The sequence below is a fragment of the Buttiauxella cochleicola genome (genome assembly GCF_021282405.1).
Lineage (GTDB): Bacteria > Pseudomonadota > Gammaproteobacteria > Enterobacterales > Enterobacteriaceae > Buttiauxella > Buttiauxella massiliensis.
On record NZ_JAJSOU010000009.1, the window covers coordinates 50,917 to 75,336 of the forward strand.

At 49.4% G+C, this 24,420-nt stretch carries 21 protein-coding genes; 18 read left to right on the forward strand and 3 right to left on the reverse strand.

What is annotated here, in order from left to right; translation table 11 throughout:
* Positions 1–116: 116 nt before the first annotated feature.
* The 3 genes from tyrB (at position 117) to LVQ79_RS13525 (ending at position 2,900) form a co-directional block, all read left to right on the forward strand.
* Positions 117–1,310, forward strand: coding sequence for an aromatic amino acid transaminase (gene tyrB, locus LVQ79_RS13515; RefSeq protein ID WP_232865355.1), 1,194 nt, complete (start codon positions 117–119; stop codon positions 1,308–1,310).
* Between the two features lie 170 nt (positions 1,311–1,480).
* A complete protein-coding gene (gene aphA / locus LVQ79_RS13520; protein ID WP_232865356.1) occupies positions 1,481–2,194 on the forward strand; it encodes an acid phosphatase AphA in 714 nt (237 codons plus the stop codon).
* A 352-nt stretch (positions 2,195–2,546) separates the two neighbouring features.
* Positions 2,547–2,900 (forward strand): MmcQ/YjbR family DNA-binding protein, encoded by a 354-nt coding sequence (locus LVQ79_RS13525; protein WP_232865357.1) that lies wholly within the window; start codon positions 2,547–2,549, stop codon positions 2,898–2,900.
* 5 nt (positions 2,901–2,905) lie between these two features.
* On the opposite strand, the gene uvrA is transcribed toward LVQ79_RS13525, so the two are convergent.
* Positions 2,906–5,731, reverse strand: coding sequence for an excinuclease ABC subunit UvrA (gene uvrA, locus LVQ79_RS13530; protein WP_232865358.1), 2,826 nt, complete (start codon positions 5,729–5,731; stop codon positions 2,906–2,908).
* Between the two features lie 228 nt (positions 5,732–5,959).
* Here uvrA and ssb1 point away from each other — a divergent pair, with 228 nt between their 5' ends.
* The 11 genes from ssb1 to LVQ79_RS13585 all read left to right on the forward strand — a co-directional run bounded on the left by ssb1 (position 5,960) and on the right by LVQ79_RS13585 (position 18,257).
* Complete coding sequence (gene ssb1 / locus LVQ79_RS13535; protein WP_232865359.1) at positions 5,960–6,499, forward strand: single-stranded DNA-binding protein SSB1; 540 nt, start codon at positions 5,960–5,962, stop codon at positions 6,497–6,499.
* A gap of 193 nt (positions 6,500–6,692) precedes the next feature.
* A complete protein-coding gene (locus LVQ79_RS13540; RefSeq protein ID WP_232865360.1) occupies positions 6,693–7,871 on the forward strand; it encodes a M20 aminoacylase family protein in 1,179 nt (392 codons plus the stop codon).
* 14 nt (positions 7,872–7,885) lie between these two features.
* Positions 7,886–8,662, forward strand: a complete 777-nt coding sequence (locus LVQ79_RS13545; RefSeq protein WP_232865361.1) for an ABC transporter substrate-binding protein — start codon at positions 7,886–7,888, stop codon at positions 8,660–8,662.
* Between the two features lie 264 nt (positions 8,663–8,926).
* A complete protein-coding gene (locus tag LVQ79_RS13550; protein ID WP_232865362.1) occupies positions 8,927–10,522 on the forward strand; it encodes an FGGY-family carbohydrate kinase in 1,596 nt (531 codons plus the stop codon).
* Between the two features lie 21 nt (positions 10,523–10,543).
* Positions 10,544–12,190 (forward strand): signal transduction protein, encoded by a 1,647-nt coding sequence (locus tag LVQ79_RS13555; protein ID WP_232865363.1) that lies wholly within the window; start codon positions 10,544–10,546, stop codon positions 12,188–12,190.
* Between the two features lie 12 nt (positions 12,191–12,202).
* A complete protein-coding gene (locus tag LVQ79_RS13560; protein ID WP_232865364.1) occupies positions 12,203–13,129 on the forward strand; it encodes a dihydrodipicolinate synthase family protein in 927 nt (308 codons plus the stop codon).
* 11 nt (positions 13,130–13,140) lie between these two features.
* Complete coding sequence (locus LVQ79_RS13565; protein WP_232865365.1) at positions 13,141–14,190, forward strand: sialidase family protein; 1,050 nt, start codon at positions 13,141–13,143, stop codon at positions 14,188–14,190.
* A 17-nt stretch (positions 14,191–14,207) separates the two neighbouring features.
* Complete coding sequence (locus tag LVQ79_RS13570) at positions 14,208–15,179, forward strand: tripartite tricarboxylate transporter substrate binding protein (protein ID WP_232865366.1); 972 nt, start codon at positions 14,208–14,210, stop codon at positions 15,177–15,179.
* A 51-nt stretch (positions 15,180–15,230) separates the two neighbouring features.
* Positions 15,231–15,692 (forward strand): tripartite tricarboxylate transporter TctB family protein, encoded by a 462-nt coding sequence (locus LVQ79_RS13575; RefSeq protein ID WP_232865367.1) that lies wholly within the window; start codon positions 15,231–15,233, stop codon positions 15,690–15,692.
* A gap of 9 nt (positions 15,693–15,701) precedes the next feature.
* Positions 15,702–17,219: a tripartite tricarboxylate transporter permease gene (locus LVQ79_RS13580; RefSeq protein ID WP_232865368.1), complete on the forward strand. Its 1,518-nt coding sequence runs from the start codon at positions 15,702–15,704 to the stop codon at positions 17,217–17,219.
* A gap of 12 nt (positions 17,220–17,231) precedes the next feature.
* Positions 17,232–18,257: a LacI family DNA-binding transcriptional regulator gene (locus LVQ79_RS13585; RefSeq protein ID WP_232865369.1), complete on the forward strand. Its 1,026-nt coding sequence runs from the start codon at positions 17,232–17,234 to the stop codon at positions 18,255–18,257.
* Positions 18,258–18,313: 56 nt separating this feature from the next.
* On the opposite strand, the gene LVQ79_RS13590 is transcribed toward LVQ79_RS13585, so the two are convergent.
* Together LVQ79_RS13590 and soxS are read right to left on the reverse strand one after the other, a co-directional pair.
* A complete protein-coding gene (locus LVQ79_RS13590) occupies positions 18,314–18,595 on the reverse strand; it encodes a YjcB family protein (protein WP_232865370.1) in 282 nt (93 codons plus the stop codon).
* A 236-nt stretch (positions 18,596–18,831) separates the two neighbouring features.
* A complete protein-coding gene (soxS, locus tag LVQ79_RS13595) occupies positions 18,832–19,155 on the reverse strand; it encodes a superoxide response transcriptional regulator SoxS (protein WP_232865371.1) in 324 nt (107 codons plus the stop codon).
* Between the two features lie 86 nt (positions 19,156–19,241).
* Here soxS and soxR point away from each other — a divergent pair, with 86 nt between their 5' ends.
* From soxR to LVQ79_RS13615, 4 genes are all read left to right on the forward strand, one after another.
* The gene (soxR, locus tag LVQ79_RS13600; RefSeq protein ID WP_120066667.1) at positions 19,242–19,700 is read left to right on the forward strand and encodes a redox-sensitive transcriptional activator SoxR; all 459 of its coding nucleotides are present in this window, start codon (positions 19,242–19,244) and stop codon (positions 19,698–19,700) included.
* 284 nt (positions 19,701–19,984) lie between these two features.
* Positions 19,985–20,647 (forward strand): glutathione S-transferase family protein, encoded by a 663-nt coding sequence (locus tag LVQ79_RS13605; RefSeq protein WP_232865372.1) that lies wholly within the window; start codon positions 19,985–19,987, stop codon positions 20,645–20,647.
* 367 nt (positions 20,648–21,014) lie between these two features.
* On the forward strand, positions 21,015–22,364 hold the full coding sequence (locus tag LVQ79_RS13610) for an NCS2 family permease (RefSeq protein ID WP_232865373.1): 1,350 nt from the start codon (positions 21,015–21,017) through the stop codon (positions 22,362–22,364).
* A 394-nt stretch (positions 22,365–22,758) separates the two neighbouring features.
* Positions 22,759–24,405, forward strand: coding sequence for a Na+/H+ antiporter (locus tag LVQ79_RS13615; RefSeq protein WP_232865374.1), 1,647 nt, complete (start codon positions 22,759–22,761; stop codon positions 24,403–24,405).
* Positions 24,406–24,420: the final 15 nt, after the last annotated feature.

The following is a 24,420-nucleotide window of genomic DNA, read 5'->3' on the forward strand; positions in this document are numbered from 1 at the left end:
GTATAAGAGACCGCCCTCAGGGAGAGGGGTGTTTCTAAGCATAAACCCCTCGATCTCGCCCCAACTTCCGGTTTACATTGGTTGTCCGCGACACTGTAAACCAGGAGAACCTCACCGTGTTTCAAAAAGTTGACGCCTATGCTGGCGACCCAATCCTTTCCCTTATGGAACGTTTCAAAGTTGATCCGCGTAGCGACAAGGTCAACCTCAGCATTGGCCTCTATTACAACGAAGATGGGATCATCCCGCAGTTGCAGGCCGTGGCTCAAGCTGAAGAACGCCTGAATGCTACGCCGCATGGCGCATCTATTTACCTGCCAATGGAAGGTCTGAACAGCTACCGCAGCGCGATTGCTCCGCTGCTGTTTGGTGAAAACCACCCGGCGTTGCTGGAAGGCCGTATCGCCACTATTCAAACACTTGGTGGCTCCGGTGCGTTGAAAGTGGGTGCGGATTTCCTGAAAACTTATTTCCCAAATTCCCAGGTGTGGGTCAGCGATCCGACCTGGGAAAATCATGTCGCTATCTTTGGCGGTGCGGGTTTTGAAGTGAATACCTACCCGTGGTTCGATACCGAGACCAATGGTGTGCGCTTCGAAGCATTGCTGGAAACCCTGAATACCCTACCTGCACAAAGTATCGTACTGCTGCATCCGTGCTGTCATAACCCGACAGGTTCTGACCTGACCGATTCCCAGTGGGATGCAGTCGTCGAAATCCTTAAAGCTCGCGAGCTGATTCCTTTCCTTGATATCGCTTATCAGGGCTTTGGTGCAGGCATGGAACAAGATGCTTACGCGATTCGTGCAATTGCCAGCGCCGGGTTGCCAGCGTTGGTCAGCAACTCGTTCTCGAAGATTTTCTCGCTGTATGGCGAGCGTGTCGGCGGCCTTTCTGTTGTCTGTGAAAACGCGGAAACTGCAAGCCGTGTACTGGGTCAGCTAAAAGCGACCGTACGCCGTAACTACTCCAGCCCGCCAAACTTTGGTGCGCAGGTGGTGGCGTTGGTGTTGAACGACGAACAACTGAAAGCCAACTGGCTGGCTGAAGTAGAAACCATGCGTCGCCGTATTCTTGATATGCGCCAGGCTTTGGTTTCCGTGCTGAAAGCGGAAATGCCAGATCGCAACTTCGACTATCTGCTGCAACAACGTGGCATGTTCAGCTATACCGGCCTGAGCTCGGAACAGGTTGACCGCCTGCGTGATGAGTTTGGCGTGTATCTGATCGCCAGCGGGCGGATGTGTGTCGCAGGACTTAACAGCAATAACGTACAGCGTGTGGCACAGGCGTTTGCAGCTGTAATGTAAGTACTCACTTACTTTTAATCTTAAAAAGGCGATGTGTGATCATCGCCTTTTTCTATGATAAATCTTGAAAAATTCCTTCCTCTGGCGCTTTCGCATCGGTATGGTCGAATTGATTTTTGACCATCTGTTCTGCTTTATCACCCTCACTAATCATAATTAAAGGGAAAATGATGCGTAAGCTAACTATGGCATTAAGTGCCGTTTGTTTGTTATTGGGATTGAATCAGTCTGTTGTTGCTAAGGAATCTGTACCTGCTCAGCTCAACCCTGGTGTGACTGTTGCACAACTGGCTCAGCAAGTTCCTGTTCACTGGGTTTCCGTTGCTCAAATTGAAAATAGCCTGTTGGGGCGTGCCCCGATAGCGGTTGGTTTCGATATTGACGACACGGTGCTTTTCTCAAGCCCTGGCTTCTATCGCGGGCAAAAAGAGTTTTCTCCAGGGAAACAGGATTACCTGAAAAACCCTGCTTTCTGGGAAAAAATGAACAACGGCTGGGATGAGTTCAGTATGCCAAAAGAAGTGGCGAAAAATCTTATCGCCATGCACCTCAAACGCGGCGACAGCATCTACTTTGTGACAGGCCGCAGCCAGACCAAAACAGAAACCGTGACCCAAACGCTACAAAATGATTTCCTGATCCCGCAAGCCAGCGTTAACCCGGTTATTTTTGCTGGTGATAAACCTGGGCAAAATACGAAGACGCAGTGGCTGAAAGATAAGAAAATCAAAGTGTTCTACGGTGACTCAGACGGCGATATTACTGCTGCTCAGGACGTAGGTGCGAGAGGTATTCGCCTGCTACGCGCTTCAAACTCCAGCTATCAGCCATTGCCAAAAGCAGGGGCATTTGGCGAAGAAGTGATTGTTAACTCTGAATATTAATTTACCCGTCATACTTCAAGCTGCAGGTGTGTTGGTTGCGCTTACTCACCCCAGTCACTTACTTTAGTAAGCTCCTGGGGTGAGTTCACTTGCCGCGTTACTCGGCAAAGCCTCGCCTCTGTCGAGGTCAGCGCAAGCGCTGCTCAAAAGGCTAAAGCCTTTTGTCCTGCAACTCGAATTATTTAGGGTAAAATCGGTTTTAATGACGCAATACCAATCCCATCGCCGTTTTTTTCATCAAAATTTCCCCGTTGAGTTTTACCTTTTGGCTAGTTGCTCGCACACTTAGAGGTGCCAGCGACTTAAACTGGCCAGCACATCGTTTTCACGGGAGTCTCTCAAGGGGAATAAAATGACCAATTCGGAGCTATTGCAGTACTGCATGAACAAACCCGGAGCGGAACAAACGGTTCATAGCGACTGGAAGGCCACACAAATAAAGGTGGCGGATGTGATGTATGCGATGGTGCATGACGTGGAAGCACGCCCGGCAGTGTCGTTAAAGGCGAGCCCGGCACTTGCCGACTTGTTACGTGAACAACATAGTGATGTGCATCCTAGCGCGCATTTGAACAAAGCGCACTGGAGCACGCTTTATCTGGATGGCTCGCTTCTGGATTCACAGATTTACTATCTGGTTGATGCCTCTTATCAGCAGGCATTATCGCTGCTGCCTCAGCAAACCAGGCAGCAGCTTTCTGACTGATTCGACTATTTCAGCAAAGGCTTAAGGAAACGAGCGGTATGTGATGCCTCGCATTCCGCCACGGTTTCAGGCGTACCGGAAACGAGAATTTCGCCCCCGCCGCTACCGCCTTCTGGGCCAAGGTCAACAATCCAGTCTGCGGTTTTAATCACGTCCAGATTATGCTCGATAACCACAATGGTGTTGCCCTGGTCGCGCAACTGATGCAGAACTTCCAACAATTGCTGAATATCTGCAAAGTGCAGGCCAGTCGTCGGTTCATCGAGGATATACAACGTTTGCCCGGTGCCGCGCTTAGAAAGCTCACGCGCCAGTTTCACACGTTGTGCTTCACCGCCTGACAACGTCGTTGCTGACTGCCCAAGACGAATGTAAGACAGACCCACGTCGATTAACGTTTGCAGCTTACGCGCCAGCGCAGGTACGGCATCAAAGAACTCACGAGCATCTTCAATGGTCATATCCAGCACTTCGTGGATGCTCTTGCCTTTGTACTTAACTTCCAGCGTTTCGCGGTTGTAGCGTTTGCCTTTGCACTGGTCGCACGGCACGTAAATGTCCGGCAAGAAGTGCATTTCGACTTTGATCACGCCGTCGCCCTGACAGGCTTCGCAACGCCCACCACGCACGTTAAAGCTGAAACGACCCGGCGTATAACCTCGCGCACGTGATTCTGGCACACCTGCAAACAGCTCACGCACAGGCGTAAACACGCCGGTGTAAGTCGCAGGGTTTGAACGAGGCGTACGGCCAATTGGGCTTTGGTCGATATCAATAACTTTGTCGAAATGCTCCAGACCGTGAACTTCGCGGTATGGCGAAGGTTCTGCAAGCGTTGCACCATTCAATTGAGTTTGAGCAATCGGGAACAAGGTGTCGTTAATCAGCGTTGATTTCCCGGAACCGGAAACCCCGGTCACACAGGTAAACAAACCTACCGGTAGCGTCAGTGTCACATCTTTCAGGTTGTTGCCTTTCGCACCAACCAATTTAAGTACTTTCTCCGGATCGGCAGGCACGCGGTTTTTCGGCACCACAATTCCACGTTTCCCGCTAAGGAACTGTCCGGTCAGGGATTCAGGCACATCCATGATGTCCTGCATGGTGCCTTCAGCAACCACCTGGCCACCGTGAACACCGGCACCAGGGCCGATATCGATAATATGGTCTGCGGCGCGGATAGCATCTTCATCGTGCTCAACCACAATCACGGTGTTACCGAGATCGCGCAGGTGAATCAAAGTTTCCAGTAGGCGTTCGTTATCACGCTGGTGCAGGCCGATAGAGGGTTCATCGAGCACATACATCACGCCGACAAGACCCGCACCAATCTGGCTTGCCAGACGAATACGTTGCGCTTCACCACCGGACAGCGTTTCAGCTGAACGTGATAGCGACAGATAATTCAGACCGACGTTCACCAGGAATTTCAGGCGGTCGCCAATCTCTTTCAGCACTTTCTCAGCAATTTGCGCCCGCTGGCCGCTGAGTTTCATGTTCTGGAAGAATTCCATCGCATGGCCGATGCTCATATCAGAGATAGTAGGCAACGGCGTGTTTTCGACAAACACATGGCGTGCTTCACGACGCAGGCGTGTACCTTCACAGCTTGCGCATGAACGGTTGCTGATAAATTTCGCCAGTTCTTCACGCACTGCAGAAGATTCAGTCTCTTTGTAGCGACGCTCCATATTATGCAGAACGCCTTCGAACGGATGGCGGCGCACCGAGGTGTCGCCACGGTCGTTTATATATTTGAACTCAATGCTTTCTTTACCGGAGCCGTTAAGCACCACGCTTTTCACGCTGGCTGTCAGTTCGTTCCACGGCGTTTCGATATCGAATTTATAATGCTCCGCAAGCGAACGCATCATCGTGAAGTAATAGAAGTTACGGCGATCCCAGCCACGAATTGCGCCGCCAGCAAGGGAAAGCTCACCGTTTTGCACAACACGATCCGGGTCGAAATATTGCTGCACGCCAAGCCCGTCACAGGTTGGGCAGGCACCGGCCGGGTTGTTGAACGAGAACAGACGAGGTTCCAGCTCACGCATGCTATAGCCGCAAATTGGGCAGGCAAAGTTTGCCGAGAACAGCAATTCTTCAGCTTTTTCGTCATCCATATCGGCGACAACAGCAGAACCGCCAGATAAATCCAACGCTGTCTCAAATGATTCGGCCAGACGTTGCGCTAAATCCTCACGAACTTTAAAACGGTCAACCACCACTTCGATGGTGTGTTTCTTTTGCAGCTCAAGTTTTGGTGGATCGGATAGATCGCACACTTCGCCGTCGATCCTTGCGCGGATATAACCCTGGCTTGCCAGGTTTTCCAGCGTTTTGCTGTGCTCGCCTTTTCTATCTTTAATGATTGGCGCAAGCAGCATCAGGCGCCTGCCTTCAGGCTGAGCTAAAACGTTATCGACCATCTGACTCACGGTTTGCGCCGCAAGAGTAACATTGTGATCCGGGCAACGCGGCTCACCTACGCGGGCATATAGCAGGCGCAGGTAGTCATGAATTTCAGTGATAGTGCCGACGGTGGAACGCGGGTTGTGCGAGGTAGATTTCTGCTCGATAGAAATCGCAGGCGACAAGCCTTCAATGTGGTCGACATCAGGCTTTTCCATCAACGACAGGAACTGACGCGCATAGGCGGAGAGAGACTCAACGTAACGACGTTGCCCCTCGGCGTATAAGGTGTCGAAAGCCAGTGAGGATTTGCCAGAACCCGAAAGCCCAGTCACGACAATCAGCTTGTCGCGTGGAATGTCGAGGTTAATATTTTTGAGATTGTGGGTGCGGGCGCCCCGAACTTCGATCTTATCCATTCACCTTTCCCGGTTTAAACGCTCTTTGCCAGGCCGCACTGGAGGCCGCCGACGATCACAAACGGCTAATTATGACACAATAAAACCTGAATGGATATCCAGTGCTTTAATGCAATAATGTATATCCTACCGAGATTCTGGAATGCATCCCGCAGCTATAAAGATTAGGGGTGGCGTGGTAGAATCGAGGGTTTACACTACTTATTAAACGTTTCAGGAGACACGATCATGGCCAGCAGAGGCGTAAACAAGGTGATTCTCGTCGGGAATCTGGGTCAAGACCCGGAAGTACGCTACATGCCAAATGGTGGCGCAGTTGCCAACATTACTCTGGCCACGTCAGAGTCCTGGCGCGATAAGCAAACCGGCGAAACCAAAGAAAAAACTGAATGGCACCGTGTAGTGCTGTTTGGCAAACTGGCAGAAGTAGCAGGCGAATACCTGCGTAAAGGCTCCCAGGTTTATATCGAAGGTGCATTGCAAACTCGTAAATGGACTGACCAGGCTGGTGTTGAAAAGTACACTACCGAAGTCGTGGTTAACGTTGGCGGCACCATGCAAATGCTGGGTGGACGTGCAGCAGGTGGTGCTCCTGCCGGCGGCGGTGCTCCAGGCCAACAACAAGGTGGTTGGGGTCAGCCTCAGCAACCGCAGCAAGGTGGTAACCAGTTCAGCGGCGGCGCGCAACAATCTCGCCCGCAGCAGAGCGCTCCAGCACCATCTAACAATGAACCACCAATGGATTTCGATGACGATATTCCATTCTAATATTGGTTCTGGCATTTAGAATTATTAAAAACCCCGTTCGCGGGGTTTTTCTTTTTAACACTTACATCAAAATTATCTATTAATATTTTGAATGTTTCACTCCGCGTCATAAGTATTCCTGCTTGCATTAAAACGTTATCCAGCTAAGTTGTTTATGCAAACACAAACACTTATAACTCCACCGGAGCGCAGCATGACGGATTTCGTTATTCCAGAAATAAAAGCATCAGAAGATGAGATGATTGCAATACGTCATTATCTGCATGCAAACCCAGAATTAAGTCTGGAAGAGTTTAAAACCAGTGATTTAGTAGCAAAGCAACTTGAATCCTGGGGATATAAAGTCACTCGAGGAATTGGCACTACTGGTGTTGTGGGTTCTTTGAAAAAAGGGGATTCGAATAAATCTATTGGCCTGCGTGCTGATATGGATGCATTACCTATTTTTGAAGAAACCAATTTACCCTGGGCCAGTACAGTGCCTGGCAAAATGCATGCCTGCGGGCATGATGGCCACACCACCATCTTATTAGCTGCAGCGAAATATATTGCCTCAAATGCCTGTGAGTTTAATGGCACTGTGCATCTTATTTTCCAGCCAGCCGAAGAAGCGATTGGCGGTGCAGATTTAATGATTAAAGACGGGTTATTCGACCGCTTCCCTTGTGACCGAGTTTTTGCCCTCCACAATATGCCTGGCTTGCCAACAGGGAAGCTCGGGTTCTATTCCGGCAATTTCATGGCCTCGGCGGATACGGTAAAAATTACCATCAAAGGTTATGGCGGCCACGGTGCTTATCCACATCGTACTGTCGACCCAATCGTCACTGGGGCTGCGTTAATTACCGCGTTGCAAACCATTGTTTCTCGTAATGTCACTCCGGGTGAAACCGCGATTGTTACCGTGGGAACATTCCAGTCGGGCATTGCTTCCAACGTTATTCCAGATACTGCGGTGATGGAATTAACCGTGCGCGCGATGAAGCCGGAGATCCGCGATCTGCTGATTAAACGGATTGAAGAGTTAGCAGATTTTACTGCTCAAAGTTTTGGTGCAAGTTGTGAAGTGGAAGTTTACGACTCCTATCCAGTGCTGATTAATGATGATGAGCAAACGGCGTTTGCCCGGGAGCTGGCCGTTGAGTTCTTTGGTAAAGATGCGGTGCTCGATAAAGTTCTCCCTTCGACCGGCAGCGAAGATTTTGCTTTTATGCTGCAAGAGCGTCCGGGTAGTTATTTCCTGTTAGGGAATGGAGAGAAGGGCGATAAGGGTGGCTGTATGGTGCATAACCCAGGGTATGACTTTAATGATGACATTATTTCTACCGGCGCCTCGTTCTTTTCCCGCTTAGTCCAAACTTATTGTCGTTAACTGCTGGAGCTAATATGAAAAAATACATTCTGCCATTAATTGCTCTGCTGGCGACAACTTCGGCATTGGCAAATAATATTAAAGAAATTCGTTTTGGTGTGGACCCGACATTTGCCCCTTTTGAATCAAAAGACGCTAATGGCAAGGTAGTCGGCTTTGATATTGATTTAGGGAATGCTATTTGCGAGAAACTTCAGGCGAAATGCGTGTGGGTAGAGAATAATTTCGATGCGATTATTCCTGCGCTGCAAGCCAGAAAGTTTGATGCCATTCTTTCCGGGATGTATATGACGGAAAAACGAAAAGAGCAGGTCGCCTTTACCGATAAAATTTATAACGGCCCAGTATTTCTGGTCGCACATAAAAATACCAACATCAAACCTGAGCTTGAACAGTTAAAAGGTAAAACGATTGGTGTTGAGCAAGGATCTGCTCAAGAAGCTTATGCCAATAAAAACTGGCGTAATTCTGGCGTAAATGTCGTTGCTTATCAGGGGGCTGATTTGGTGGTGCAGGATTTAGAATCCGGGCGTATTGATGGTGCTGTGCTATCTGGTGTAATGGCGGAATACAGTTTCCTGAATAAACCGCAGGGTAAAGATTTTGCCATGATAGGCGGAGCGTTGCAGGACCCTGAACTATTCGGTGCCGGTGCTGCAATTGGTTTGCGAAAGGATGATACCGAATTACGTGAAGCGCTCAATGGAGCGATAAGCCAGATTATTGCGGATGGCACTTATAAAAAGCTCGCTTCGAAATACTTTAGTTTCGACATTTATTCCGGGACGTAATTCCTGTTGTTAGACGTAAAACGGGCCAGAATGAAATCATTCCGGCCCGTTTTACTCTCTGGATTTTTTCAGCCCCCGCCCTAAAAATAGTACAAAAATCACTCTCAATTAAACCTTTCAAAAACAAATAGTTAACCTTTGATCTTCATTTGAAGCAAGCCACGCCTTGTCGGGCTGATCACAAAATAGACAGCGGCGAGTTGTGTTTACTTATTCACTAAACCAATATGCTTTCTCGACGCAGTAGCCGATGAGAGCAGAAAAATGACTAAATTATTTGTTGGCGTTGATGTTGGTTCTGCAAGTGTCAGAGCAGGTATTTTCACTATGGATGGAACCCGCTTGGCATTTTCAGTACGCCCTATCCAGCAGTTTCATTATCCGCCCAATCGGGTCGAACAATCCTCCAGTGATATCTGGCAACAAGTGTGCACAACGGTGCGTGAAGCGATAGGTCTTGCGGGCGTGCAACCCCAGCAAGTGGCATCTATTGGATTCGATGCGACTTGTTCTCTTGTGGCGGTAGGCGATCGCGGCCAGTCAGTGGCGGTTGGCGAGGAAGGGGATGCCGATCATGACATTGTGATGTGGATGGATCACCGGGCAGGCGTTGAAACTCAGTGTATCAATGAGACGAATGATTCAGCGCTGCAATACGTTGGCGGGCAAGTCAGCATTGAGATGGAATTACCTAAAATTCTCTGGCTGAAACAGCACTATCCAGAGCGTTACGCATCTACCTGGCGCTTTTTTGATTTGGCCGATTACCTCGTTTGGCGTGCAACAGGTGTAGATGCTGCAGGTGTCTGCACGCTGACCTGTAAATGGAATTATCTCGCGCATGAAGAACGATTTAGCCAAAGTTTGCTGGAATCTATTGAATTAACTGATTTAGTTAACAAAATTCCACCACAGATTATTCAAATTGGGCAACCCGTTGGCGCACTGTGCTCAGACTCAGCAATCCAGTTGGGTCTAACCAGCAATGTGATTGTCGCTAGCGGTTTAATCGATGCTCATGCTGGCGGCCTGGCATTGGTAGCTACCGCGCCTGAAGCCAATCTTGCACTAATTAGCGGGACGTCGAATTGCCACATGATTGTAAGCCAGGAAGCCAAATCTGTCCCTGGCGTCTGGGGGCCTTACTTTGCGGCAATGTACCCAGGCTGGTGGCTGAACGAGGGTGGGCAAAGTGCTGCTGGTGCACTGGTTGACTGGACGTTGATGCAAAGCGATGCGTGGCCTGGGTTGAAAAATGAAGCTGCTGCACTGGGTTGTAGCGTATATCAAATCCTCAACCACTGGGTTGCGGAACTAGAAAAAACCGAACAATACCCTACACGCCAACTGCATATTCTGGCGGATCACCATGGCAACCGTTCACCGCGATCAGATGCCAGCGCTAAAGGAATGGTCGCCGGGATAACGCTTGAAAAGGGTCAGCAAGCTCTGGCCCGGCTGTATCTCGCCACGTTGCAAGCTATCGCTTATGGCACTCGTCACATTATCGAAACCATGGAACAACACGGGCAGCGAATTGACTCCATAACGTTATGCGGTGGGGCGAGCAAAAATCCGCTCTGGTTACGTGAATATGCTAACGCCACCGGGCGCTCTATCTATCTGGTTGAAGAAGAAGATGCCGTCACGCTGGGAGCTGCACTCAACGGTGCTGTTGCCTGCAAGGTATTTGACAGTTTTTCAAGCGCGGCCAGGGCAATGGTCAGACTCGATAAGACTATTAAACCGGACCATGCACACCGTGCATTCCACGACGCGAAATATCAGGTGTATCTGCAAATGTATCAGGACCAGCAGCGCTATCAGGCTGTTATGCAGCAATACCTCGGGGCTAATTAATTACATAAAAGGAATAAGAACGTGATTACGCAAACTCTACCTTCTGTGCCTCAAAAAATAACCGCGGGTAAAAATGAAATCCTGATGGTGACCAATGCTGATTTACGCGAATCAGCGAATCTTGCCTGCTGGCCGGTGCAGCAAAAATACGAAGCGAAATTGCAGGATGCTTTGAGTTCTCTGGGCTATAGCATGATACGTGCTCATCCGATTGATGAAGAACGTGGTCATGGATTTATCAGCAGCCAACGCCAGGGCAGCGATTTATTTGCTCAGATTGATGAAAATGCACCAGTGATTGTTTTATTGACTGCCTGGCAATATTCGCATCACGTCGCCCCTTCGCTGGTACATCACAAAGGCCCAGTTTTACTACTGGCAAATTTCGATGGTACTTGGCCTGGATTAGTTGGCATGTTGTGCCTGGCGGGCTCTCTAACCAGCCTTGGCAAATCCTACTCGCGTCTGTGGTCAGAAAATTTTGATGACGATTTGTTCCTTAACGGCCTGAAAACCTGGCTGCGCTACGGTTCATTGCAGCATCCGACCCGTTACCTGAAAGATGTCGCACCAACACATTCGGTAATGGCGACATCTGCGGGGGATATGGGGCGTAAAGCCGGTGAATTCATTCTGAAAAACAAAGAGATTCTTGGCCTTTTTGACACTTTCTGCATGGGGATGATTAACGGCGTATTTCCGCAGCAAGCGATGGTGAATATCGGTATGCCAATCGAATCGTTATCTCAGTCGGCATTATTGGTTGAGATGGCAAAAGTGCCTGATGAACTGCGTGAAGAGTGCCTCAACTGGTATCAGGAACGTGGCATGAAATTCCAGTTTGGCGAAAATGACCGTGAAGAACTGACCCGCGAGCAGGTTAAAGAACAGTGCGCAATGATGATTGCCATGGCGCGATTTGTGCAGCGTTTTGGTCTGTCTGCGGTGGGTGTCCAGTATCAGCAAGGATTGAAAGATAGCTGTGCTGCCTCTGATTTTGCAGAAGGCGCAATTGGCTCTACTGAACGATTCCCGATCCCGGACGAGCAGGGCAACATCATCTGTGCCGGGCAACCTATTCCATGTATCAACGAAGTGGACATGGGCACCGCTATCCCGCAAACCATGTTATGGCGCTTATTAACTTCATTCTCTCTGCCTGCCGAAACCACGTTGCATGACATCCGCTGGGGCAGTGAATATCAGGGCACTTTCTATTGGGATCTTGAAATCTCGGGCGCCGTACCGTTTGAACATCTGAAAGGCGGTATTGCCGGTGCTACGGGTTACCGTCAGCCAGCGATGTACTTCCCTTATGGTGGATCAACCATCAGCGGGCAGGGCAAGGCCGGGCGCTTTATTTGGGCGCGAGCGCATTACGAAGGGTGTGATGTCATCATGCATATCGGTACCGGGCATGCCGTGGAATTACCAACTGATGAGTTTGAACGCCGCCGTCGCGCTACTTGCTACGAATGGCCACTGCTCAATGCGGTACTTGATGGTGTTGGACGTGATGACCTGATGGCGGGCCACCAAAGTAATCACCTGACAGTGGCCTATGTGCCAGAAAATGAACTGCAAACGGTATTGCAGGCCTTTGTTGCCCAGTCGCTGACCCAAGGAATTAGGGTGCAGATTGCCGGTGACGCGATTCGGATGTTGTAAGAGGGCGAGTTGATGAACGAACAAAAATACCGTGGTATTTGGCCGGTGATGTTAACGCCATTTACCGAACAAAAAGAGATCGACTGGTCGTCGCTTGAACGCTTAATCGAGTGGTATCTGTCGGCAGGTGTGCATGGTTTATTTGCAGACTGTCAGTCGAGTGAAATGTTTTTCCTCAGCGATGAAGAATCCCTCGAATTGGTGCGATTTGTCGTGAAATGTGTGGATGGGCGAGTGCCGGTTGTGGCATCCGGACATACCGCGAATGCATTCAACCACCAGCGTGAACAGCTTATTAAAATGTCTGATACCGGTGTAGATGCGGTGATCCTCATCAGTAACCGGCTGGCTCTGGCTGGTGAAAGCGATGCGCTGGCACTGGAAAATTTACAGCGCCTGACCGCAGATGTGCCTAAACATGTGGATCTGGGTATTTACGAATGTCCCTTCCCGTACAAACGACTGTTAAGTGAAGAAACAGTCGCATGGTGTGCGCAAAGTGGCCGTTATACCTTCATCAAAGACACCTGTTGTAGCCTGCCGATAATTACGCGCCGCCTGGAGTTGACCAAAGGCAGTCGTCTGCATTTGGCCAATGCGAATAGCCAAACGTTACTGGCTTCACTGCAGGCAGGATGCCAGGCATACAGCGGCGTGATGGCTAACTTCCATCCTGAGTTGTATGTCTGGCTATATGAAAACTGGCAAAGCCAGCCGGACAAAGCGCGTCGACTGGCAGATTACCTTTCTACTGCGGCGCTGGCTGAAAACCTGGATTACCCGGTGTGTGCCAAATCTTTCCAGCAACAAATTGGTAATTTCTCGACCCATATTTGTCGGGTTCGCACCAGCCAAGGTTACAGTGAAACCTTCTTCCCGCAGGCGATCGATAGCATGGTGCAATTGGGGCGAGATATTAAGAAAACACTGGCGATTTAAGGAGAGAGTGGATGTCCTTCACCCAAAAAAGTCGCCAGTTCTTGTTGCCTGAATCACAAACGGATTTTGCCCAATGTCATGCTTCGACGCTGGTGATATTGCCCGAACAGCAAAGTGTTCTGGTGGCATTTTTTGCAGGGAGTAAAGAGGGCTGTGGTAATACCGCAATTTGGCTCGCACGTGCGCAAAATAATGAATGGCAACCCGCGCAGCGCATCATGGCTGAAGAGGGGATGGCGCACTGGAATCCCGTGCTGCATTACCAGCAAGGGACGGTGTGGCTATTTTATAAAGTCGGGCCGGATGTGCACACTTGGGCCACGCGTGTTGCGGTTTCTCACGATGGAGGCCTTAGCTGGAGCGAACCACGTGCCTTAATCAATGGCGATCCAATGCCGCGTGGTCCCGTAAAAAACAAACTTCTGGTGATGAGCAACGGTGAGTGGTTAGCTCCGGGTTCTACAGAAAACGAGCGGCACTGGGATGCCTTTGTCGATATTTCTTCTGACCGTGGAGAATCCTGGTTCAAAGTCGACATTCCTTTTGAACATCAGCAACCTGTTCATGGCCAAGAGGAAAATATCTGGCAAGGTCTTAAAGACGATGCACTGTGGGAATGCGACTTGCAGCAAGTGTTCGCCTGGGATGGTGTGATTCAGCCCACGTTGTGGGAATCGCAACCGGGAAATATTCACGCGTTGCTACGCAGTACGCGTGGAAAGATCTATCGTACTGATTCTTTTGATTATGGCCGAAGCTGGTGCGCTGCTTATGCCACGTCGCTTCCCAATAATAACAGTGGAATTGATGTGGCTCGTCTGGACTGCGGTACTCTGGTCCTAGCGTGTAATCCTGTTGAAGGAAACTGGGGGCGCCGTTATCCGATTGCCTTGTTGGGATCACAAGATAATGGTGCTACGTGGTCGCAGCCCTGGGCTTTGGAACACAGCAAAGGTGAATTTTCCTACCCAGCCATTATTGCCGAAGGGGACGTTTTACATCTGACGTGGACATTTAATCGAACAAACATCGTTTACCAAGTCATTACCCACAATAAATAAAAACAGCGGAGTACCCTATGAAGAAGAACCTGTTATGTGCCTTATTGATGCTGCTGCCTTTTGGGGCGGTACATGCTGAACAAACTCTTACCTATCCAAAAAAGAATATTGATGTTGTTATTCCAAAGAATCCAGGTGGTGGCACTGATACTTCTGCTCGTACTGTAATTGAATTTGCTCGCGACAAAATGCCATCTGGCACCATGATGGTTCCGGTAAATAAACCTGCGGGTAATGGTATTACCGGTTTGCTTGAAGTGGCAAAAGCCCGCCCGGATGGATATAAGCTGGTGATGACTACCGTTGAATTAGCCATGTTCCCGCACCAGGGGAAATCTCCAGTGACTTATAAAGATTTCACGCCGATAGCTACCACTATTGCCGATCCGGTTGCCGTCGTCGTTAATGCCAAATCACCGTATAACACTCTGCAAGAGTTTATTGATGCCGCTAAAGCAAACCCTGGAAAAATTAAAGTGGGTAACTCTGGCATGGGGGCTATTTATGACCTGGCAACGATAAATATCGAGAAAATCACTGGCACTAAGTTTAATCGTGTTCCTTATAACGAAGGTACCGGCCCTTCAATCGCCGCCCTAGTTGGCGAACATATTGATGCGGTATTAACGACACCTGGTTCAGTTAAATCTCAGGTCGATGCCGGTATTTTAAAAGTGCTAGGCGTCATGGATGAAAAACGTTTCCCATTATTCCCAGATGTCCCGACCTTTAAAGAAGCTCTGAATCTGGATGTTAACGTCAAAATGCGCGCCTGGGCGGTTCTGGCGACTACCGCAAAAGTTGACGACAACATTAAGAAACAGCTGGTGGATGCCTTCACTGAAGTTGTGAAAACACCGGCTTATCAGGAAGCATTGAAAAAACAAGGCATCATGCCAGTCGTTATTACTGGTGACGACGCCTATAACATGATGAAGGAAGATGACCAGATGTACGGCGAATTGATTGCTGAGACTAAGAAAAAGTAATCAACCAACATAGAGACTCCTGCCGTTTTACGGCAGGAGGGAGAAACAACAATGCGTACGCAGAATATTTTTGTTGGGATGTTCTCACTGGTACTGGGGATAGCAATTATCTTCCTTTCGCGCAATATGCCGATGTTTGATGAAAACGGAATGCTAGGTGAGCGCTTCTGGCCTTATTGTCTGGCCTGGCTATTTATTGGCTTGGGAATTATCCAGTGCATCAGTACTTATTTTCAAGGTGCTGGAGACAATAGCCAGAAGGCCGATCTCTCATCTTTTCCGGTTCGTAAAGCCTATGGTGTCACCATCCTTATGGTGATTTACGCGATTGCACTTTGTTACGCCGGATTTATTGCTTCGTCGCTGGTTTTGATTCCCGCCATCATGTGGGTGATGGGTGAGAGACGCCCATTGTTTATTGTAATTACGACTGCGTTAATTGTCCTGTGTATTTATGTTTCATTTGAGATTGTCTTTAATTCACCGCTGCCGGAATCCATCTTCTCCGAGTAATAAGAGGTCATGATGAACGAAATTCTTGATGCCCTGATGATTGTCTTCAGCTTAGAGACTACCGGCATGATTTTGCTGGGTGTTCTGGCGGGGATTATTATTGGTGCGCTGCCCGGATTAACGGTGAATATGGGAATTGCGCTGTTGCTGCCGCTAACCTATTCATTCCAGGGGATGACCGGCATCCTGATGTTACTGGGTGTGTATTGCGGTGCAGTTTACGGTGGCTCGATTACGGCCATTTTAATCAGCACGCCAGGCACACCTGCTTCGGCAGCCACTGTACTTGATGGCTACCCGATGGCGAAGAAGGGTGAAGCAGGGCGTGCACTGGGTTTATCGACCCTTGCTTCAATGTTTGGTGGTGTGTTCAGCACCATTGCGCTGGTTTTAATCGCGCCATTGTTGGCGAAAGTTGCGACCGGTTTTTCTTCTGCTGAGTATTTTGCATTAGCGATATTTGGTATCAGCATTATTACTAGTGTTTCTTCGCAGTCCGTTATTAAGGGGCTTATTGGCGGTGTTCTGGGCTTATTTATTGCCACCATTGGGCTTGACCCAATGACCAGCGGAATGCGATTCACTTTTGACTCAATCTATTTAATGGGCGGGATTTCATTTATTCCTGTGTTGGTCGGTTTGTTTGCATTCTCTCAAGGATTATTAAGCCTTGAGGAAGATCACCGTGAGCGCATTGCGGGTATTGTGCGCCAGACCAAAAGCAAAATTGACCGTATTTTTCCGACCTGGTCTGACATTAAACGTGTGATGCCAACTTATATTCGTTCATCTGTCATTGGCACTGGTATCGGAGCAATTCCAGGAACTGGTGGCGATATTGCCTCGTTTATTGCCTACAACGAAGCCAAACGTTGGTCAAAACATCCAGAAGAATTTGGCCACGGTTCACCTGAAGGTGTTTCAGCCCCTGAAGCAGGTGCAAACTCTGTAGCAGGTGGTGCAATGGTGCCATTGATGACACTTGGGATCCCAGGAGATGGCGCAACTGCAATTATCATGGGGGCATTTATGGTACAGGGCTTGGCACTTGGGCCACAGTTATTTACGGAGCATCCAGTTGAAGTAAACTCTATTTTTATTGGGTTATTCGCCGCGAATATCTTCATGGGTATTATGGGCTTTATGGGTATGCGCCTGTTTGCCAAAGTGATGAGTGTGCCGCGCCGCGTGTTGGTGCCGATTATCTTTGTGCTGTGTTCGGTTGGCGCATATTCCGTAAACCATGATATGACCGATGTGTTTGTGATGATGGGGGCAGGTCTTGCCGCTTACATTCTCATCAAACTGGACTTTTCGATGTCTCCGATCGTCATCGGTATTATTCTTGGGCCAATGGCAGAATCGAATTTCCGCCGCACGTTAGTTATCTCCGAAGGTGACCCGATGATATTTCTGACGCGCCCGGTCTGTGCAGTGTTCTTAGGTATCGCGATACTGACACTGTTGCTACCGATTTTTGGTCCGCGTTTGAAAGCATTATGGCGTAAACAAACCAGCTCCAGCTAAGGAAGGATTAGATTGGCAAAGACAATTGAGCAAATCGCCGTGGATCTTGGTGTCTCCATCACAACGGTACGTGCTGTGTTGAACGGTAATGCGCAGAAATATCGCATTAGCGAAAAGACCCAGGAAAGGGTCAATAGCTACGTTAAAAAACATAGCTATACCATCAATCTTGCGGCGCGTAGTTTGAAACTGAATAAGACTGACACCTTTGGACTGGTGATACCGCGCTTGTCGAACCCCTTCTTTTCCGTACTGGCTGAATTACTGGAGGCTCGCTGTCGCGAACAGGGTTATCAGTTGATGATAAGTTGTACCAACAACGATGCTGCGTATGAAAATCTTTTGGTAAAATCGTTGGAAAATCGCAATGTTGATGGGATTTTTGTTGTATCGACGAATGCGGTAAGTCAGGCGCATTACCTGAAAAACTGTCTGAAGCCGATGGTGTTTCTTGACCGGGATTTTGGGGTAGAAGGTACATGCTGCGTGGTGACGGATAACGTTGATAGCGGTTTTAGGCTGACTGACGCAATGTTGAACCATATTCATGCACCGATTCAATTCTTTGTAGGCGATCCAGATTCTCCTTCGATAATTGACCGTTTGACCGGGTATCGTTTAGCAATGGAACAGCATGGCATCGAGTGGACACCCGCGCATATCAGCAGCGCTGGGCACAACCAGTTGAGCGATGGGGAAAAAATGATGACGGACTACATCGACACCCATCATTCCTGGCCGCAACATTTCATTGCTTCATCGTTGCCGATTTTGCAAGGGGCATTGGGGGTGTTGCGTGAGTGGTATGGCTATATTCCTCATGAAATTAATATTGGCACTTTTGATGACAATATTATGCTGAGTTTCCTCGCCAATAACATTTGGTCGATGCGGCAAAATGAGAAACGGCTTGCGCAGGAAGCCTGCCAACTCATGCTGGAAAAAATCGCCAACCACGATGAACCGCCAGGTAGCAGAGCCAAAGCTGAGCTTATATTCAGGCAAAGTACGGTGAATGCCCGCGACGGCAAAAGCTAACCAGTAAAACAAAAACGGCCTCGCAATGAGGCCGTTATCAATTCTAATCCTGGCAATCAGGTCATTACCATTGGCCACTCAGGCGGCGCATGGCTTGAGATCTCAATCATGATGTCTTTAAACGATGCCCAGATAACCGGGAAATCAGCCAGTTCTAACCCTAATAAACCGGTCGCAAACCACAAAGCAGACGCAATCCCCAGCATGCTGCTGACGATGGCAAAAAACGTGTAATCGGATTTGCGAAACTGGATATTCAACGTGCTGGCTAAAAACATCAGCACTGCACTGACTAAAGGCCAGCGCATCAATAAAACGCTGGTAGTAATTGCCGCCATGAAAATTGTTCCTTAATCACATAACTCATTACGCTCAACGGTTATGCGCGACATAAAGCGCAACAATTACAGCTCGGGACCGTCAGGGGAATGAATAGGGTGCAGAAAATGTAATAAAAATCCTGTCTCACAGGATTTGTGAACTATATCACATTTGTTCTTTTAATCGCCAGTTGTATGGCGCATTTTCTGACCCATCTTTGCGTGTTCAGGTAACAATATTGCGGCACGTCTCGTCAGGCGTGGTGACGATAATCAGTGGGTGTACGGTCAAACTCACGGCGGAAAACGCGGGAAAATGTCTGCTGGGAAACGTAACCGTAGTCCATCGCGATATCAAAAATTGGTCGCTGGGTGCTACGCAACTCTTTGGCCGCCATCAACAAACGGCGCTGGCGAATGTATTCACCTAACGTCTGGCGCTTCACGGTGCGGAACATCCGCTGAAGATACCATTTTGAATAGCCTGATTTTTTTGCCACAACATCAATGTTCAGCGGTTGATCAATGTGATCGTCAATCCATTCAGTCAAAGTTTGAATAATGTCCTGGTGTGCCATAAGCCATCCTCAAGCCTGTTAGTTCGTTAGCAGGTTTTGTTGGCAGCGAGTATAATTCCTCAAGTTAACTTGAGGTAAAGAGCATTATGGAAAAGAAATTACCGCGCTTTAAACCCTTACTCAGTCCTGGCGAAGTGGCGAAGCGTAGCGGCGTGGCCGTTTCGGCTTTGCATTTCTATGAGAGCAAGGGGCTTATTAAAAGCAGAAGAAACAGCGGAAACCAGCGTCGTTACACGCGTGATGTGCTGCGAAACGTCGCCATTATTAAAATCGCACAGCGAATCGGCATTCCGCTTTCGACCATTGGCGAAGAGTTTGGCGTGTTGCCCGACGGCCACAAAATCAATAAAAACGACTGGAAAAAGATGTCGTCGCAATGGCGCGAAGAGCTGGATCGGCGCATCAATATGCTGACCGCGCTGCGTGATGAACTAGATGGCTGCATTGGTTGCGGTTGTTTATCGGGTGCTGACTGCCCGCTGCGAAACCCAGGCGATAAACTCGGTGAAGAGGGTACGGGCGCTCGTTTACTGGAAGATGATTAACCTCAATAGCAGGCAAAACTAAAGCGCCCAACTTCGGCGCTTTAGTTTATTACCCGGTCTTTGTCTTTCAATCTATCCCGCTTTTCGCAAGGAGGGTTTCCCCCGACATCAGCGTCCCTCAATCACACATTCTCAGGAGGTTCCGGATTGCGCTGACAACTTAAGTGTAGCCAGGCTCAGTCAGGTTTCAAGGCAAAACAGCATGTTTTTTGAACAATTCTAATACTGCAGACTTCTCAACGTTTCCTATAGTTAACGCATCTTGCTAAACAGAAGGTTACCTCATGCTTATCGTTCATCACCTTAATAACTCCCGCTCGCAGCGTATTTTATGGATGCTTGAAGAGCTTCAGGTGCCGTACCAAATTGTGCGCTACCAACGCGAACCGACCATGCTTGCGCCCGACTCGTTAAAAGCCGTGCACCCGCTGGGGAAATCGCCGGTGGTGGAAGATAACGGCAACATCATCGCGGAATCTGGGGCCATCATCGAATATTTGCAAGAAACCTACGATCCCGAAAGTCGCCTCAAACCGATTTCCTGCGAGGACAAACTGCGTTATCGCTTCTGGCTGCATTACGCCGAAGGATCGTTGATGCCGTTATTAATGATGAAACTGGTATTTGGCAGCCTGGGCAAAGCGCCGGTGCCGTGGTTACTGCGTCCGGTGGGAAATTTATTAGGGCAGGGTGTGCAAAAAGCGTATCTCAATAAACAGATTTTGACGCATGCGCGTTACCTCGAAGATTGCCTGCAACAAACGCCGTGGTTTGCCGGGCAAGCGCTAAGTGCTGCAGATATTCAGATGAGTTTCCCTGTTATCGCTTTACTATCTCGCGGCGGTATAAACGATCTGCCGAATTTACAAAACTGGTATAACCAAATCCAAATCCGTCCGGCCTGGCAGAGAGCCATTCAGCAGGGCGGCCCGTTCGAAATACCTTAAGTACAGGTATCGAAAAATCCTATGAGCCAGGAAAATGCATTCCCCGTATCTTGCATCATTGTTGCTAAATTGCGCATCGACGATAACGTTTGCGCACGAGGTGGCGATATTTTAACCGGCTAACGCATTTTTCGGCAAAAAGCGGCAAAGTTCGGTTGAAAATCCATGTAAGAAGGCCGGATAATCGTTTGCCTTAATTTTGACACCCAGTTTGTATGCGTGGAGTTAAACGTTTGCTTTTTTTGTGACGCCCTTTTTTGTCATAAACGCAGCACAGGGATAAATTCGATTTAAAACGTTTAACTGGCAGTGGATTGTCCACCACGCATACCAACGTAATCATAAAAATCTCAGGGGATTTTTCACTATGTCTAATCATTCTCCGCGTGCAACCGGCGGCATTGACGCCTGGTTCAAAATATCTGCACGTGGCAGCACCGTTCGTCAGGAAGTTGTAGCGGGTTTAACCACCTTCCTCGCGATGGTGTACTCCGTGATCGTCGTACCGGGCATGCTCGGTAAAGCAGGTTTCCCGCCTGCGGCGGTCTTTGTGGCAACTTGCCTGGTAGCCGGTGTTGGCTCTCTTGTCATGGGCCTTTGGGCGAACCTGCCGCTGGCAATCGGTTGTGCCATTTCACTGACTGCGTTTACTGCATTCAGCCTGGTGCTCGGCCAACACATCAGCGTTCCGGTTGCTTTAGGCGCCGTGTTCCTGATGGGTGTGTTGTTCACCATCATCTCTGCAACCGGTATTCGTAGCTGGATTTTGCGTAACTTACCGATGGGTGTTGCGCATGGTACTGGTATCGGTATCGGCCTGTTCCTGCTGCTGATTGCCGCAAACGGTGTCGGCCTGGTAATTAAAAACCCACTTGATGGCTTGCCAGTTGCGCTCGGTCATTTCGATAGCTTCCCGGTTATTATGTCGCTGATTGGCCTTGCGGTGATCATCGGTCTGGAAAAACTGAAAGTCCCTGGCGGCATTCTGCTGACCATCATCGGTATTTCTGTTTTCGGCCTGATTTTTGACCCAAGCGTTCATTTCTCTGGCATTTTCGCTATGCCTTCGCTGAAAGATGAAGCGGGCAACTCGCTGATCGGTAGCCTGGATATCATGGGTGCGTTGAACCCAGTGGTGTTGCCAAGCGTTCTGGCGTTGGTAATGACTGCGGTATTCGATGCAACCGGCACTATCCGCGCCGTTGCGGGCCAGGCAAATCTGCTGGATAAAGACGGTCAAATCATCGATGGCGGCAAAGCGCTAACTACCGACTCCCTGAGCTCCGTGTTCTCAGGCCTGGTGGGTGCGGCTCCTGCTGCGGTTTACATTGAATCTGCGGCAGGTACTGCTGCAGGCGGTAAAACCGGCCTGACAGCAATCACCGTTGGTGTGCTGTTCCTGCTGATTCTGTTCCTCTCTCCGCTCTCTTATCTGGTTCCAGCATACGCAACCGCTCCGGCGCTGATGTATGTTGGTTTGCTGATGCTGAGCAACGTGGGCAAAATCGATTTTGAAGATTTTGTTGATGCCATGGCGGGCCTGATTACTGCGGTATTTATCGTGCTGACCTGTAACATCGTTACCGGCATCATGATTGGTTTCGCAACTCTGGTGATTGGCCGTATCGTCTCTGGTGAGTGGCGCAAGCTGAACATCGGAACCGTGGTTATCGCAATAGCTTTAGTCGCGTTCTATGCAGGCGGCTGGGCAATTTAATTTTACTCGTCATACTTCGAGCTGCAGGGTTGTTGGCTGCACTCGCGAACCCCAGTCACTTACTTTAGTAAGCTCCTGGGGATTCGCTCCTTTGCCGCCTACCTGCAACTCGAGTTATTTAGAGTAAAAACTCTGAATACTCGTCATACTTCGAGCTGCAGGATTGTTGGCTGCACTCGCGAACCCCAGTCACTTACTTTAGTAAGCTCCTGGGGATTCGCTCCTTTGCCGCCTACCTGCAACTCGAATTATTTAGAGTAAAAACTCTGAGTAATCCTCCCAAAACCACTTCAAGTTATTTCCTGTTTCCTTCGGGTATAAAAAGTTGTTTTACTATTGGGTAACACAACATCCTGCAAAAAGGGTTTCACAAAACACCTCGACTAAGGACAGTATGGAAATCTTCTTTACCATTCTCATCATGACCCTTGTGGTTTCTCTTTCTGGGGTAGCTACACGCATGCTGCCATTCCAGATCCCGCTTCCGTTAATGCAAATTGCAATCGGTGCCGTACTCGCCTGGCCGCACTTTGGTTTGCATGTCGACTTCAACCCGGAACTGTTCCTGGTGCTGTTTATTCCGCCGCTGCTATTTGCGGATGGTTGGAAAACGCCGACTCACGAATTCCTCAATCACGGGCGGGAAATCATCGGCCTTGCGTTGGTTCTGGTGCTGGTCACCGTTGTCGGCATTGGTTTCCTGATTTACTTCCTGGTGCCAGGAATACCGTTGATTCCGGCTTTTGCACTGGCAGCTGTACTCTCGCCGACCGACGCCGTGGCGCTTTCGGGTATTGTCGGAGAAGGGCGAATTCCAAAGAAAATCATGGGGATTTTGCAGGGTGAAGCGTTGATGAACGACGCCTCTGGCCTGGTATCGCTGAAAATGGCAGTCGCAGTGGCGGTGGGCACCATGGTGTTTACTGTCGGCGGTGCCACGCTCGAGTTCTTCAAAGTGGCGATAGGCGGGCTGTTGGCGGGAATTGCAGTCAGCTGGTTGTACGGCAAATCGCTGCGTCTGATGAGCCGCTGGAGCGGTGACGAACCCGCCACGCAAATCCTGCTGCTTCTGCTGTTGCCATTTGCTTCTTACCTGATTGCCGAACACATCGGCGTGTCCGGCATCCTTGCAGCCGTTGCTGCGGGTATGACGATCACCCGTTCTGGCGTATTACGCAGCGCGCCACTGGCAATGCGCCTGCGTGCAAACAGCGTGTGGGCGATGCTCGAATTTGTGTTTAACGGCATGGTGTTCTTGCTGTTAGGCCTGCAATTACCCAGCATCATGAAAACGTCGATTGCGGCGGCAAACGCCGATCCGAACGTCGAATTATGGATGCTGTTTGTCGACGTCGGGCTTATCTATTTCGCCCTGATTGGCGTGCGTTTCTTGTGGCTGTGGGCGATGAAACGCATCAGTTTACGCTTTATGAAAAAGCGCCCGCTGGAGTTCGGCTCTTACACCATGCGCGAGCTGTGTATTGCATCGTTTGCTGGCGTGCGCGGGGCGATTACCCTTGCCGGTGTGTTGTCCATTCCGTTGCTGTTAGGTGATGGAACGCCTTTCCCGGCGCGTTATGAGCTTATCTTCCTTGCCACCGGCGTGATTCTGTTCTCGCTCTTTACCGGGGTCATTATGCTGCCGATTTTATTGCGTAACGTGGAAGTTCCCGACAAATCCATGGCGCGCCAGGAAGAACGTATTGCCCGCGCTGCCACGGCAGAAGTGGCGATTGTCGCCATCGAGAAAATGGAAGAGCGCCTGCACGCCGACGTGAACGAAAACATCGACGATCAGCTGTTAAAAGAGGTCAGTTCGCGGGTTATCGGGAACCTACGCCGCCGGGCTGACGGGCGTAACGATGTAGAAAGTAGTGAGCTTGAAGAGAACCTTGAGCGCCGGTTCCGCCTGGCTGCACTTCGCTCCGAGCGTGCCGAGCTTTACCATTTACGCGCCACGCAGAAAATCAGCAACGAGACGTTGATGAAGCTGCTGCACGATTTGGATTTGCTGGAAGCGTTGTTGGTCGAACAGCAGTAATCGACTATTCCTCTC

What these genes read in the sequence shown, in the direction of transcription:
- ssb1 (WP_232865359.1), top strand. Translation starts at nt 5,960, where the DNA reads ATGGCCAGCAGAGGCGTAAACAAGGTGATTCTCGTCGGGAATCTGGGT.
- aphA (WP_232865356.1), top strand. Translation starts at nt 1,481, where the DNA reads ATGCGTAAGCTAACTATGGCATTAAGTGCCGTTTGTTTGTTATTGGGA.
- uvrA (WP_232865358.1), bottom strand. Translation starts at nt 5,731, where the DNA reads ATGGATAAGATCGAAGTTCGGGGCGCCCGCACCCACAATCTCAAAAAT.
- soxR (WP_120066667.1), top strand. Translation starts at nt 19,242, where the DNA reads ATGGAAAAGAAATTACCGCGCTTTAAACCCTTACTCAGTCCTGGCGAA.
- LVQ79_RS13540 (WP_232865360.1), top strand. Translation starts at nt 6,693, where the DNA reads ATGACGGATTTCGTTATTCCAGAAATAAAAGCATCAGAAGATGAGATG.
- LVQ79_RS13550 (WP_232865362.1), top strand. Translation starts at nt 8,927, where the DNA reads ATGACTAAATTATTTGTTGGCGTTGATGTTGGTTCTGCAAGTGTCAGA.
- LVQ79_RS13605 (WP_232865372.1), top strand. Translation starts at nt 19,985, where the DNA reads ATGCTTATCGTTCATCACCTTAATAACTCCCGCTCGCAGCGTATTTTA.
- LVQ79_RS13590 (WP_232865370.1), bottom strand. Translation starts at nt 18,595, where the DNA reads ATGGCGGCAATTACTACCAGCGTTTTATTGATGCGCTGGCCTTTAGTC.
- LVQ79_RS13560 (WP_232865364.1), top strand. Translation starts at nt 12,203, where the DNA reads ATGAACGAACAAAAATACCGTGGTATTTGGCCGGTGATGTTAACGCCA.
- LVQ79_RS13525 (WP_232865357.1), top strand. Translation starts at nt 2,547, where the DNA reads ATGACCAATTCGGAGCTATTGCAGTACTGCATGAACAAACCCGGAGCG.
- LVQ79_RS13610 (WP_232865373.1), top strand. Translation starts at nt 21,015, where the DNA reads ATGTCTAATCATTCTCCGCGTGCAACCGGCGGCATTGACGCCTGGTTC.
- LVQ79_RS13565 (WP_232865365.1), top strand. Translation starts at nt 13,141, where the DNA reads ATGTCCTTCACCCAAAAAAGTCGCCAGTTCTTGTTGCCTGAATCACAA.
- LVQ79_RS13570 (WP_232865366.1), top strand. Translation starts at nt 14,208, where the DNA reads ATGAAGAAGAACCTGTTATGTGCCTTATTGATGCTGCTGCCTTTTGGG.
- soxS (WP_232865371.1), bottom strand. Translation starts at nt 19,155, where the DNA reads ATGGCACACCAGGACATTATTCAAACTTTGACTGAATGGATTGACGAT.
- LVQ79_RS13575 (WP_232865367.1), top strand. Translation starts at nt 15,231, where the DNA reads ATGCGTACGCAGAATATTTTTGTTGGGATGTTCTCACTGGTACTGGGG.
- LVQ79_RS13545 (WP_232865361.1), top strand. Translation starts at nt 7,886, where the DNA reads ATGAAAAAATACATTCTGCCATTAATTGCTCTGCTGGCGACAACTTCG.
- LVQ79_RS13615 (WP_232865374.1), top strand. Translation starts at nt 22,759, where the DNA reads ATGGAAATCTTCTTTACCATTCTCATCATGACCCTTGTGGTTTCTCTT.
- LVQ79_RS13580 (WP_232865368.1), top strand. Translation starts at nt 15,702, where the DNA reads ATGATGAACGAAATTCTTGATGCCCTGATGATTGTCTTCAGCTTAGAG.